Origin of the sequence: Methylobacterium phyllosphaerae, assembly GCF_001936175.1 — a bacterium.
Taxonomy (GTDB): Bacteria; Pseudomonadota; Alphaproteobacteria; order Rhizobiales; family Beijerinckiaceae; genus Methylobacterium; species Methylobacterium fujisawaense.
The window spans coordinates 4,364,677-4,377,104 of record NZ_CP015367.1 but is presented as its reverse complement, the minus strand read 5'-3'; the positions used below and the strand labels follow the sequence as shown (position 1 = coordinate 4,377,104).

General features: G+C 67.4%; 11 protein-coding genes and 3 pseudogenes. 8 read left to right on the top strand and 6 right to left on the bottom strand.

The window, feature by feature from the left end; genetic code table 11:
- Nucleotides 1–28 precede the first annotated feature (28 nt).
- Nucleotides 29–1,444 carry a lipopolysaccharide biosynthesis protein gene (locus tag MCBMB27_RS19885; protein ID WP_053609334.1) on the top strand — a complete coding sequence of 472 codons (1,416 nt, stop codon included), beginning with the start codon at nt 29–31 and terminating at the stop codon, nt 1,442–1,444.
- A 10-nt stretch (nt 1,445–1,454) separates the two neighbouring features.
- Nucleotides 1,455–2,648 carry a GNAT family N-acetyltransferase gene (locus MCBMB27_RS19880; RefSeq protein WP_075381118.1) on the top strand — a complete coding sequence of 398 codons (1,194 nt, stop codon included), beginning with the start codon at nt 1,455–1,457 and terminating at the stop codon, nt 2,646–2,648.
- Here the strand turns inward: MCBMB27_RS19880 and MCBMB27_RS19875 are convergent.
- From MCBMB27_RS19875 to MCBMB27_RS19865, 3 genes are all read right to left on the bottom strand, one after another.
- The gene (locus MCBMB27_RS19875; protein ID WP_043379198.1) at nt 2,584–2,940 is read right to left on the bottom strand and encodes a hypothetical protein; all 357 of its coding nucleotides are present in this window, start codon (nt 2,938–2,940) and stop codon (nt 2,584–2,586) included. The genes MCBMB27_RS19880 and MCBMB27_RS19875 overlap by 65 nt on opposite strands.
- A gap of 18 nt (nt 2,941–2,958) precedes the next feature.
- Entirely contained in the window at nt 2,959–3,186 is a 228-nt protein-coding gene (locus MCBMB27_RS19870; RefSeq protein WP_020091174.1) for a hypothetical protein, read from the bottom strand.
- 447 nt (nt 3,187–3,633) lie between these two features.
- Nucleotides 3,634–5,061, bottom strand: a complete 1,428-nt coding sequence (locus tag MCBMB27_RS19865) for a protein adenylyltransferase SelO (protein WP_075381117.1) — start codon at nt 5,059–5,061, stop codon at nt 3,634–3,636.
- A gap of 1,043 nt (nt 5,062–6,104) precedes the next feature.
- Between MCBMB27_RS19865 and MCBMB27_RS29710 the strand changes: the two genes are divergently transcribed.
- From MCBMB27_RS29710 to MCBMB27_RS30855, 5 genes and pseudogenes are all read left to right on the top strand, one after another.
- Entirely contained in the window at nt 6,105–6,392 is a 288-nt protein-coding gene (locus MCBMB27_RS29710; RefSeq protein WP_139231562.1) for a hypothetical protein, read from the top strand.
- A 132-nt stretch (nt 6,393–6,524) separates the two neighbouring features.
- Nucleotides 6,525–6,665, top strand: a pseudogene (locus MCBMB27_RS31015) (IS3 family transposase); the annotation flags it as partial.
- Between the two features lie 371 nt (nt 6,666–7,036).
- Nucleotides 7,037–7,930, top strand: a complete 894-nt coding sequence (locus MCBMB27_RS19860) for a helix-turn-helix domain-containing protein (RefSeq protein WP_306307417.1) — start codon at nt 7,037–7,039, stop codon at nt 7,928–7,930.
- Nucleotides 7,931–8,060: 130 nt separating this feature from the next.
- Nucleotides 8,061–8,642: a metallophosphoesterase family protein gene (locus MCBMB27_RS19855; RefSeq protein WP_236952755.1), complete on the top strand. Its 582-nt coding sequence runs from the start codon at nt 8,061–8,063 to the stop codon at nt 8,640–8,642.
- A complete protein-coding gene (locus tag MCBMB27_RS30855) occupies nt 8,643–8,771 on the top strand; it encodes a hypothetical protein (protein ID WP_257787388.1) in 129 nt (42 codons plus the stop codon).
- Nucleotides 8,772–8,783: 12 nt separating this feature from the next.
- Here MCBMB27_RS30855 and MCBMB27_RS19850 read toward each other — a convergent pair whose 3' ends face one another.
- Together MCBMB27_RS19850 and MCBMB27_RS19845 are read right to left on the bottom strand one after the other, a co-directional pair.
- Nucleotides 8,784–9,098 carry a hypothetical protein gene (locus tag MCBMB27_RS19850; RefSeq protein WP_043379206.1) on the bottom strand — a complete coding sequence of 105 codons (315 nt, stop codon included), beginning with the start codon at nt 9,096–9,098 and terminating at the stop codon, nt 8,784–8,786.
- A gap of 166 nt (nt 9,099–9,264) precedes the next feature.
- The gene (locus MCBMB27_RS19845) at nt 9,265–11,133 is read right to left on the bottom strand and encodes a methyl-accepting chemotaxis protein (protein ID WP_236952754.1); all 1,869 of its coding nucleotides are present in this window, start codon (nt 11,131–11,133) and stop codon (nt 9,265–9,267) included.
- Nucleotides 11,134–11,523: 390 nt separating this feature from the next.
- Between MCBMB27_RS19845 and MCBMB27_RS19840 the strand changes: the two are divergent.
- Nucleotides 11,524–11,988: pseudogene (locus MCBMB27_RS19840) on the top strand (DUF1440 domain-containing protein); the annotation flags it as partial.
- 53 nt (nt 11,989–12,041) lie between these two features.
- Here MCBMB27_RS19840 and MCBMB27_RS31010 read toward each other — a convergent pair.
- A pseudogene (locus MCBMB27_RS31010) lies at nt 12,042–12,146 on the bottom strand (IS481 family transposase); the annotation flags it as partial.
- Between the last annotated feature and the right edge of the window lie 282 nt (nt 12,147–12,428).

Sequence of the window (12,428 nt, the reverse complement as noted above, 5' to 3'; positions counted from 1 at the left end):
TCGTGGTGCGTGTGACCGGTTCTAGGACATGATCGCCCGACACAGCCTGATCTATGTCGGCTCCCGGGGCTTCGCGGCAGCCCTGAACATGGCCTCCGTGGCGGTGTTCACGCGGCTCGCGCCGGTGGAGAGCTACGGCACCTACCTCTACGTCCTGTCCTGGTCGCTGGTGCTCTACGGGGCGACCTGCCAGTGGCCGAAATTCGCGTTCTTCGCCCTCTACGACGAGGCGCGCGAGCCCGCGCAGGTCGGCACCGTGGTGCGGATCCTGGGCGGCACGCTGCTGCTCGCGGGGCTCGGGAGCGCGCTGGCCGCCGGCCTCGGGCTGATGTCGGCGCGGATGGCGGCCGCGATCCTGGCGCTCGCCTTCGGGAGCACCCTGTTCGAGGGCTCCACCGAGATCGCCCGGACGCGCCTCCGGGCCGGGGCGGTGGCAGCCTCGGTGATGAGCCGGGCCGTCCTGATCCTCGCCCTCGGCAGCCTCGCGCTGCATCTCTCGCAGGATCCGCTGCATCTCGCCTTCGCGGTGGCGGCCGCCAACGTCCTGGCCTCGCTCCCCGCCGCCGCCACGATCGCGCCGATGATGCCCGGCCGCGGCAGCCGGGCCGAGGCCCTGCGGCTCTTCGCCTATGGCTGGCCGCTGGTCCTGTCCTTCGGGACGGCGGCGCTCGCCCAGAGCCTCGACCGGCTGATCATCGCCAAGACGGTGGGGCCAGCGGGGCTCGGCGCCTACGGGGCGCTGGCCGACTTCCTGAAGCAGAGCTTCATCGTGTTCGGCGAGGCGATCGCCCTGTCGCTGATCTCCATCGCCAAGCGCGAGGCGCGGGCGGGCGGGATGGCGGCGGCCTCCGGGGTGCTGCGCGACGCCGCCCGGGCCATGACGCTGGTCGCCGCCTTCGGGGCGGTGTTCTTCCTGTGCTTCGACGATCTGGTCGTGGCGGTGCTGCTCGGGCCCGCCTACCGGGCGGAGGCGCGGGAGCTCGCGCCGGTCCTGATCCTGGCCTCCATCCTGATGATGTTCCGCGCCTATTATTTCGGGCAGGTGATCTACTTCACCCGCTCCAGCGGCCTGGAGGCCGCCGCCGCCTTCGCGACCCTCGCCGCGGTCGCCGCCCTGTCGCTCCTGCTGATCCCGCGGTTCGGTGCCGCCGGGGCGGCCCTCGCCTTCGCGGGCGGCCAGAGCGCGGCCTGCCTCGTGCTGGTGCTCGGCGCCCGCCGGGCCGGCACGACGATGCCGCTGCCCCTCGCCGACATGGCGGGGATCGCCGGGATCGCGCTCGCCTGCGGCGCGGTGAATGCCGGCATCGCCCTGGTCCCGGGCGGGCTGATGCCGCCGGGGCAGGCCCTGCGCCTGGTCCTGCTCGCCGTCGCCGCCGGCATGACGGCATGGCGCTACGACGTGCTCGGCTTCGCCGGCGCGATCCGCCACCGGCTCGCGGCCTGACGGTCCCGCCATGGCAGACATCGCCGCGCTACCGGGGGGGTTCGTGGCGGCGGTCCGGCCCCTCGATCCCCGAGCCCCCTGGATCCCGGCCTGGCGGGCGCTGGGCGCGGCGTCGCTCATCCGAAACCCGTTCTACGAGGCCGGCTACGCCCTGGCTGCCCGCGACGCCTTCGGGGCGGGCGTCCGGCTCCTCCTCGTCGCCGACCGGCCGCCGGAGGCGCCGGGGGCCCGGCTCGTCGCCGTCTGGCCGTTCCGGCTGTCGCGGCGGCGCTGGGGTCTGCCGCTGCCGCTGCTCATGGGCTGGACTCACGGCTACGCCCCGTTCGGCGCGCCGCTCCTCGACGGTGCCGATCCACAGGCCGCCCTCGCGGGGCTGCTCGCCGCGCCGGGTGTGCTCGGCCTGCCGCCGCGGCTCCTCCTGCCGAACGCCCCCGCCGACGGCCCCCTGCCGGACCTCCTCACCGCGCAGGGCGGACGCCGGGCCGCCTACTGGCCGCATGACCGCGGCCTGCTGGATCTGAGCGGGTTCGGGCCGGAGGCGCGGAGCGGCTATCTCGGGCACCTCTCCGGTCAGCGCCGCCGCAAGCTGCGCCGCGCCCGCGCGCGCCTGGAGGCGGCGGGGCCCGTGACCTTCGAGATCCTCGCCGCGCCCGAAGCCCTCGGCCCGGCCCTGGACGCCCACGTCGCCCTCGAGACCGCCGGCTGGAAGGGGCAGGCCGGGACGAGCCTGGCGCAGCGGCCGGCGGAGATCGCCTTCCTGCGCGCCGCCCTGGCCGATCTCGGCGCGGCGGATGGCGTGCGCATCGCCCGCCTGCGCCGGGGGGAGCAACTTCTGGCCTCCCTGATCCTGCCGGTCACCGGCCGGGAGGCCTGGGTGCTGAAAATCGCCAACGACGAGACCCGACCGGAGACCGCGCCGGGCGTCCAGCTCGTCCACCGGCTGACCGAGGCCCTGGCCGCGGGCGACTGGCCGATCGACCGGATCGATTCCTGCGCGCCGCCGGGCTTCGCCCTCGGCACCACCTTCTGGACGGAGCGCCGGCCGATCGCCCATCTCCTGGTCGAGGGGGGGCGCGATCCCCTGTTCCCGGTCGCCCGGACCCTGGAGCGCGCCCGGGAGCGCGTCGCCCGGGCGCGTGTCACCATCCGAAGCGGGCGATCTGCACCAGCCGTGCCCGCGTCGCCGCCGCGTCGCCGCCCATGACGGCGATCCGCCCGGACAGGTCGTAGCAGGCCGCGCAGAACGGCAGCTGCAGCAGCGTGTACCCATCGTCGCGCGCCCGGGCGACGGAGGCGATCAGGCAGGGCAGGACCGGCCCGTCCGCGGGCCCGGCGAGGCAATCGGCCCGGGGGCTGCCGAAGGCCGGGCGGTTCGGCCAGGTCAGCAGGAGCGTGGTGCCGCCCCGGCGGTCGGGGGCCGGCGGCAGGGTGTAGCTGCGCAGGAACAGCGCGCAGGCGGCGAGGAGCAGGAGCGGCAGGATCAGGGCTGTGCGCATCGACGGATTCCTCGCGCCTCAATCCCCCGCGTCGAAGCGCGTGCGATAGAACACCTCGCGGCCGGCACCGTCGATCACCCGGACGGCCTCGGCCGGCTCCCCCGACCGCTGCGGCACCCGGGCGCGGGCGAACAGGCGCAGAGCCCGCTCCTGCGCGCTCTCCAGACTGCCGACCCGCACGGAGATCCGCGTCTGGATCTCGTCCGGTTCCGGTCCGAGGACTTCGATGTGGAAGGTCTCGCGCACGGGGATCCGTTTCATCGAGGGGCATGAAGACCGGATGTTGGAATCCGGCCGGCGGGCGCCATAACATGTTCCGGTCCGGTTTCGGCTCGGATCGCCCGCATCGGCCCATCAACACCGTCGCCGCGTGCGCCGCGCAGCGACCCAGAGACGCGCCCCGCGCTCGATCGCGGCGCTGCCGGGGAGTTCCGCGCGCATCGACGGGCCGCGCGAGGTCGATCTTGGCCCGAAGTCCAGTTGCCCCGTGGCCGGGCGCGGCTCTAAGAGGGCCGCTCCGACCGAGGAGACATCACCGGAGAAACCCGTGGATCCGCTCAAGGCCGCCGCCGCGACGCTTCTCTGCCTCGCTCTGTTCTGGCTGGCCTTCCGGCTGACCCGGCGCCTGGTCGATCTCGCCATCGCGGGGGGCTACGCCGAGGAGCGCCGGCGGCTCGCCGAGGAAGAGGCCGCTCAGGCCGAGGCGGGCGCCGTTCCGCAGGCCTCGGCCATCCGGGCCACCCCGGCGAGCTTCGCCGCGAACAGGGACCAGTCATCCGCCGCGGCGATCGGCGCCCACAACGCCTCCACCTCGTCGATCAGGAGCGTGCAGGGCGCCTCCGCGAAATAGGGATGGTCGAGCCGCGCGCCCGGTGCGGGCGCCAGCGGTTCCAGCGCGGCCCGCACGGCCGTGAAGGCCTCGGACCGGTACTGCGCGGCGGCCGGTCCCGCCTCCGCCCGCCCGGCGCTCGCGAGCCCCCCGTACCAGTCGAAGAAGAACCGCTCGAAGGGCGCCCGCGTCGCGGCGAGGAACCGCCAGACTGCCGAGACCAGCCGGTCGGTCTCCGGCTGCGGCGCCGCGGCGAGGCCGAGGCGGCGGAACAGGGCTTCGGCGAAGGCCGCCTGCAGGGCCGGGCCGAAGCCGGAAAGGGCGGCTTCGAGGCGCGCCTGGGGGGCCAGCGTCAGCAGGCAGTCGGCGAGCCGGGCGAGATTCCAGAACAGGGCCTCGGGCTGACGGCCGAAGCTGTAGAGCCCGGTCTCGTCGAAATAGGCCGCGGTGAAGTCCCGGTCGAAATGCGGCAGGAAGCGCCAGGGCCCGTAATCGAAACTTTCGCCGGTGACGTTGATGTTGTCGCTGTTGAGCACGCCATGGACGAAGCCGGCCGCCGCCCATTGCACGCCCATCCGGGCGACTTTGACCACCACATCCTCCAGGAAGGCGACGCCGCGATCCTCCAGGCCGGCCCGCCAGAGGTCCGGCCTGTGGGTCTCGATCGTGTGGTCGAGGAGCCGGGCGACGTTGTCCGGTTCGCCGAGCGCCAGGACGCGCTGGAAGCTGCCGATCCGGATATGCCCGTGCGAGAGGCGCACCAGCACGGAGGAGCGGGCCGGCGAGGGCTCGTCGCCGCGCATGAGGTCCTCGCCGGTCTCGATCAGGCTGAAGCTCTTCGAGGTGTAGACGCCCTGTGCCTCCAGGAGCGCGGTGGCCAGCACCTCGCGCACGCCGCCCTTGAGGGTGAGCCGTCCATCGGCGCCGCGGGACCAGGGCGTGGTGCCGCTGCCCTTGGTGCCGAGGTCGAGCAGCCGCCCGTCCTCGAGGTCGTGCAGCTGCGCGAACAGGAAGCCGCGGCCGTCGCCGAGCTCCGGATTGTAGGAGCGGAACTGATGGCCGTGGTAGCGCAGGGCCAGGGGCGTCTCGAAGCTGCCGGGCAGCGGCTCGAACCGGCCGAAATGGGCGATCCACGCCGCCTCCGAAAGGCCGCCGAGGCCCACCCGCTCCGCCCAGGCCTGATTGCGGTAGCGCAGGATCGTCTGCGGGAAACGGGCCGGGGTGACCGGATCGAAGAAGGCGGGCCCGAGCTCGGCGTGGCGCCGGGAGGGCTTGAAGGCGGTGTCGTCCATGCGGCGCGTCTCTCGGGTCGGGCCGGGCGTGCCCCTCCCCTCACCAAGCCGGCGGAACGGGATCCGTTGCAGCATTCCGGTTCTTGCGCGCGGAACGAAGCAGGCCGGCGTCGCAGGCGGCTTCGGGCGTGGTGCTGTGGGCTTGCTTCGCTCTGCGCGCAGGGGGCGTCCGGCACCAGGGCTGCCGTCGGCGCCCGTGCGTGTGAGCGCGATCCGCCTGGCCGTGCGACTGTCTAAAAGGAGTGGTCTCGTGGCGGTCTGCTACCGCGCGGACGGTAGAGGACGCACACATTCGAGCTGTGGCAGCAGGGGTCGACAGTCGTGCGCTCGGCACCAGGAGCGCATCGCGCTGGATTGGACATGCCCCTGCCCGATCGATCGTAAGCGAGACCGCTCTTCCGAGGTCTGACGAGCCGACACGATCCCCCGACAGCATGGGGGCCGGATTGAGGTGATCCAGCCTGCCTCTCTGGCACGCGTCGGAGGAGCCCTCGTTTTATGGACACGGTCCGGCGCCGATATGAGACGACGCGGTGGGTCGGTCTACAGAATGTCCGGGTCCTTCAAGCGCGAAACGGCCCGCGCAGGCGCCCCGCAGCGCCAGCGCTCCTTCAAGGCAGGTCGATCCCGGAATGACCGCGATTGTTCGATGCGGCCTTGCGACGGGACGAACGATTTAAGGCTCATTGGGGATCTCAATCTATTTTATCATCCTGGCGATGCAGGATGTGATCAGACGTATCTATAAATATCATGCTCGGCGCGCCAATTAGGAGCAGATATATTTCATGGATGTGCGTCCAATACTGAAAGTACAAGACACCCCATCTCGCCGTCGAATCTCTAAAAGAGCTATTGTTTATCGAATGAAATAGATAAAAATTAAGCATAGCCTGAGCGTATGATCTGTCACTTCGAGTCGGCCCAAATCAATTTATGAGTTGATGCCATAACCGCTAGTGGATGGCGGGAATGCGGTGGGATGTAAGTTTTTGGAATCCATACGAGCCCTCCGCCCTACGCCCGTTCGACCAGATATTTTTGTGACCCTCTATCTTCAGCAGGACAATCGAAAATCCTGCGCGCGCCAAGGAGCCTGTTCAATGCGTATGATCAAAGGTTTTATAAGAATTTGGCTCGTCGTGTCCGCTGCTGCCGCTTCAGTACTGCTGGTGTATGTCGTGAACCAGTCCGCCCCGGCCTGGGTAACCGCTGTTCTGCTGTCCCCTTTGTTTTTGATACCCATAACGCAAACCGATGAATTTCTGGCGCCCGTCATAAATTGGGTCAGGCGCGGGTTTCACGGCAATCCTTCCGACAACCCGCATTGACCAAGTAAAAAATTTCCAAAACTTGTTGCGCATTGAGGTGGTTAGAATTTGATTTTGCGACTGTGCATAAATTATTGCGGCTAACAGTACATTCTATGAAGAGTGCGGATTGCGAACGACTCCGGCAGGCGGTGGCGGGATACCGACAACCGCGTCCGGCCGCATTCGTCCTCGGGCTACCGACCACCTGCGCCTGTCACCGTCCCGGATCTGGCCTTCCGGCTTCCCATGGCCCCGGCCCTGCAGCAGCCTCTCAATCAGCCCGGTCAATAATACTGGTCAGCTCAGCGTCTATCGCACAATAGATTGTATTTTCTGACATTTCACACCTAATGGAAATCAATTTTAGCGCTTAATAACAGTTTTTAGTTTCTACAAATACTGACTGACCGCCTCACAACCTCAGCGATCATAGAGAAGGTATATTTGCCGATAACTCACTCTTAGATTTGTTTTTGGCTGAGATTTGTTAGATTTTGACATTACGCCGTTTCCATATCATAAGCCACATTGCATCAGAGTTCGTCGAGAATTCATGCATTACTAGTGATGGTATATTTGAATATAGACAAAAATACATGCGGACACTATTTTCAACGGAGAAATTTCATCCCCGCGACAGATTTAGAAGCTGGCGCGATGCCATGTCCGACATGCGCGTGCCGGCCGAGCAGAAGCGCCTGACCGACGATCCATTCGATGCCAAGATAGAAGTTGCTACCGTCGGCTCGATCGAAGCGATACGCACCTCCCATGGCGCTTTACGCGCTGAGGCGACGCCCGACCTGGTCAGGAATCATGGCCAGGAGAATGCTGTCGGAATATTCTTCCGGCAGGCAGGAATTGCAAAGACCGGTCAATCCGACAGGACCTCGGTGCAACGGCCCGGCGATCTCATGGTGCTCGACTGTCGTCCGGCGGCGCAGGAATACAGCTCGGGCAGCCAGATGCTCACCCTCCACATACCCCGTGAGCGGCTCGAGTCTGTCCTCGGTCCAGCTCGGCTCTACAGCGGGCTGACCATCGGTGCAGACCTCGGCAGCACCGCCTTGGCGACAGGCTTCCTCACTGAGCTGATGCGTGTCAGTGATAGCCTCACGCCGGCCGTGGCAGACCGCATGTCGGCCATCGGCATCGACCTGATCGCGGCCAGCATCGCCGAGCGCTTGGCACAGGAGGTGTCTCGCCCCTTGCATGAAACAGTCACGGTTCAGCGCGCCAAGACCTATGTCGAGGCCAATCTGGGTGACCCCGACTTCGGACCTCCGGAACTCGCCGCGGCTGTCGGCGTCTCGCTGCGCCGGCTACAGGAGATGTTTCATGAGCGTGGCAGGCACGTGTCCGACTACATCTGGGAGCGCCGTCTTCTGAGGGCCGGGCATCAGCTGAGCAAGATCGAGCATGGCCATCTGCAGATCGGCGCAGTCGCGTATAGCTGTGGCTTCTCCAGCCAGGCCCACTTCTCCCGCCGCTTCAAAGCGCATCACGGCATGACGCCGAGCGAGTTCCGGCAGGCTGCTCTTGAGGTGGCCCGGTAAGGGCCCTCATCCGTTGACGATCCGAGCCTGGGCTGCGCTGCGTGCCGTGGCCGAACGCTTCGAGCCGCCCAGTCCCGATGAAGGCTTCGACGCCGTGCGCATCGTGCGCCCCTGAGAGCGCGGGCGATCCTTGGCCAAGCTCTGGATCCTGTCCGACCGGCACCTCAAGGCGGTGCTGTATCCGGATCAGTTCCGGTCCGAGCCGCCCGCCTTCGACATGCTGGTCGCGGCCGGCGATATGTGGAAGGCCGACCCCCGGCAGACGTTCAGGGTCCTGCACCGCCTCGCCAACGACGAGCCCGTCGTGTTCGTGCTGGGCAACCACGAGCACTGGCACGACATCGTGCCCGAGGCTCTCGCCCGCGCTCAGATCCTGGCCGGATGCCGGTTCGTCAGCACCACCCTGCGGAGCGATTGTCGGTTGGCCGGACAGCTCGATCCCGACACGCCGACCGGCGAGCCGATCGATGTCGCCCATGACGGCGGCCATCACCTGCTCACGGTCGGGGACGCCGCGGCCCTGCACCGTCACGCCCGCGCCGAGCTGGCCGCGCTCATGGACGAGGGTGATGGGGCGCTGCCGCTCATCGGGGTCACCCACCACGCCCCGCATCCGGACTGCATCGCTCCCGCTTGGCGCGGCACCTGGAACGCAGGGAGCTTAACCTTGGACCTGTCCGCCCTGACCGATACCGGCCGCGCGGCTCTGTAGATGCACGGCCATGTCCACCACAGCCTCGACCTGGTTCGGCCCGGCGGAACCCGGATCCTGTGCAACCCGGCCGGTCCCCGCTTCGCCAATCCCGCCTTCGACGCGGCTCGGGCGATCGCGATCGGCTGATCTCACACGGGCTCAAGCCGAGGGGGCGTCGCGTGTCAGCTCTTGGACGAACAGCTCGGCCTGATCGACGAGCAGGTTCAGATGCGCCACGCTGTCGCTCATCTGGCCGACCAACGCTGCGGTGAGCTCGGTCAGCCGGGTCTCGGCACTCGGTTGCACGCTCTGCAGATTGGCAATCTGGGCCTTCAGCTCGGTCCGTCTCCGACGCAACACCTGCAGGAGCGTCTCGATCCGCGCCACGACCAGATCGGCGGCGAGCGCGTCCGTCCGTGATCCGACGGCGGTCTCATCCTCCTTGGAGCCCAGCGGGATGTTCGTTCCGGTCATGGCGGCTTGGTTCTGCCTCAAGGTGAAGCAGCTTAGGCCGTGACACATTCCTCAGGCTGACCGGCGTCGGCGATGACGCTCGGATGGCCGAGCCCCGTATCGCACCCGATCCAGCCGCCTGCACGCAGTCGGGCGAGCGGGAGGGGGCTCGGAGCCCGCGCCAGTCTCAGGCGGCTCGGACGGTGGCGAGGAAATGCGCCACCTCCGCCCCGAGATGCTCGGACTGGCGCGACAGCTCGTCCGCCGCGCTGAGCACCTGGGCCGCGGCCGCGCCCGTCTCCTCGGAAGCCTCGGCCACGCCGGTGATGTTGCTCGTCACCTCGGCCGTGCCGGTGGCCGCCTGAGCGACGTTGCGCACGATCTCCTGCGTGGCGGCGCCCTGCTCCTCGACCGCCGCGGCGATCGAGGCCGCCACGCCGTTGATCTCCCGGATCCGCGCCGTGATCGCCCCGATGGCACCGACCGCCTCGGCCGTCACGCCCTGAACACGCGTGATCTGGCCTGAGATCTCCTCGGTGGCCCGGGCGGTCTGCCCGGCGAGTTCCTTGACCTCGGCAGCGACCACCGCGAAGCCGCGCCCGGCATCGCCGGCGCGGGCTGCCTCGATCGTGGCGTTCAGCGCCAGCAGGTTGGTCTGCCCGGCGATCGAGGAGATCAGCCCGACCACGTCGCCGATCCGCGCGACCGTCCCGCTCAGCTCCTGCACCAAAGCCGCCGTCTGATCCGACTCGTCCACCGCCGCTTGCGCGAGCTTGGAAGAGCCGTCCACCTGCCGGCTGATCTCCTGCACGGACGTGCCCAGCTCCTCGGCGGCGACCGCCACGGTGTTGACGTTGCTCGCGGCCTGTTCGGCGGCGGACGCCACGGTCGTGGACTGGCCGGCCGTCTGGGTGGCGGTGGCTGTCATGGCCTGGGCGGTGGCCTGCAGGTCCGTGGCCGAGGATGAGACTTGGCCGACGATGCTGCCGACCGCCCGCTCGAACTCGTCGGCCAGCTCCAGCATGGTGCGCTTGCGCTGCGCCTCGCCGGCGGCCCGCGCTTGAGCAGCCTCCAGCTCCAGGTGCCGGCTCCGGATCAGATTATCCTTGAAGACCTGCACGGCCGCCGCCATCGCGCCGATCTCGTTCTTCGTGGCCGTGTCGGGAACGACGAGGCTGGTGTCACCGTCGGAAATCCGGCTCATGACCTGTGCCATGCGGCGGATCGGCATCGAGATCCTCCGGACGCAGACCACGATCACGCCGCCGCACATCACGAGCACCGCGCCACCGCCCAGCAGGAAGAGGACGAAGCGCGTCCGGGCCGCGGCGATGCGCGCCTTGATCAGGTCGAAAGCCCGGACGAACAATCGATCGCGAAGTTCGACGATCGCGCTCATGGCCGGGACATAACGGGCGGCAAAGTCCTGCACCGTCAGGGTCGCGGCCTGACCGGATAAGCTTTGGGCCACGAGATCGGCGGCCAATTTCTGGCCGCCTTCGATGTATTGCGCCCGCATGGTCCTGATGAGCTCACCGACACCCGCATCGTCGCCGATTTTCCCACGGGCGAGCAGGATCTGCCGCATCTGTGCGTCGACATAGCCGCTCAATCGATTGTATTGCCCGATCTCCTCGTCCGTCATACGCCGCCTGGTCACGAGAGCAGGGGTGAACACGGATCCGATCTGACCCGCGAAGTCACGCAGCTCCGTCGCGGTCCGGGCCATCGTCAGCCAGGAGCCCAGGCTCGGATCGGCCGACATCGTGGCATCGTCCACAGCATTCAACGCCTGGTCGAGCACTGGCGGGACGGCGATCAAGGCCTTCACGATCCCCGCCACCGCGTCCTGGGATCGCTGTGCCTGAACATGAGCCGTCACGGCATCGGCCTGCTGCCGCACGGTGGCGAGGCGCCGAACGGTCTCGGAGACGGCCTCGGCGGCCTTGGCTCCCCATCGCTCCGGCAATGTGGACACGGCGAGGCTGGCCTCTCGTAGGGCCGCATCGGTGTCGGTGCGAGCCTCGCTGAGCGCCTGCTCGACAGCGCGTGGCACCGGTCTCTCACTGCCGAGACTGCTGTTGGTGGGCCCCCGTTCCTGCGCGATGCGGGTCGAAGCGCCCAGGATCTTCAATGACGCGGAAGCACCCGTCAGCGCATTGACGCTATCACTGTATGATTTGTACTCGTCGATTTCCATCTTTGCAGTAACAGTCACGCACAGCGCACCGACACATCCCGACACAGCGACGATCAAAGTCGATATTTTCACAACAACCTCCGCAATTGACCAAAATCTCTAGGTTAAATCATATTGCGATTTTGCAAATTTTTGGTTTAAAACTGTGATACAGGCAGTTGATCGATCCGTTTTTTGGATCTATGTCCGCAAACCTAAGAATATTGGAATTCCTAGGGAGATTGTACGGACGACATAGAATTACATATGGAGGACAAATTGGGGACAAATTCGAAAAACGACGATATTGTCGATTACGGATACGCGGCGTGGGCGGGATTCCTAGGCGGAAATCTTTCGAGCTTCGTCAAGTGGGGATCCGAGATCCCTTTCCCGCCCCGGGAGGCCGGCCGCATCTCGCCACCCTTCGCCATCCTCAAGGCGCTTGGCCTGAACGCCGAGGACATGACCTACGTTTTCACCGGTCACGTCATCAATTACGGCGTCGCCCTGGTGCACCAGGGCTTCTCGATCGTCTTCGGCCTGCTCTATTGCCTGCTCGCAACGGCATGCCCGCTCGTGACGCTGGGGCAAGGACTGGCCTTCGGACTGATCATAACCCTCCTGTTCCACGCCATCCTGCTGCCGCTGGGCGGCTGGGCGCCCCAGGTCTGGGACATTTCCGCCCATGAGGTGTTCTCGGAGGTGTTCGGGCACCTGCTCTGGGCTTGGACGATCGAGATCGTCCGGCGCGACATGGTGAGGATGCGGTTCGCGTCAGCGTCCACCTTGGCGAAAGCCAGCTCTGACGTTCGATCGATGGCAACGAACAGGTAGAGGGTGCCATCTCCCGTCCAGACCTCTGCGAGATCGATGCGGACATAACCGATGACATCATCGGCAAAGCGCGTCGTCTTGCGCTGATCGCCTTTTCGGCCCTTCGCCGCATCGGCCGCCGTCTGCCGAGCTCGCCACGTCTGGCGTCGTCGGGCTGACGCCGCAGCGTCCGGCGGCGGCCCTCACACCGTCTTGACGGCGCTGTCTTGCGCGACGGAGCGCCTCCGTCGTGCGGGCGCTGCCGTGGCGCCTTCGGCCCAGCGCGCATCCCAAGGGATCCAGCACCCGATCTCAGGGGTCTGCCCGCAGCATCGCCGACATGGCGGGGTCCGCGG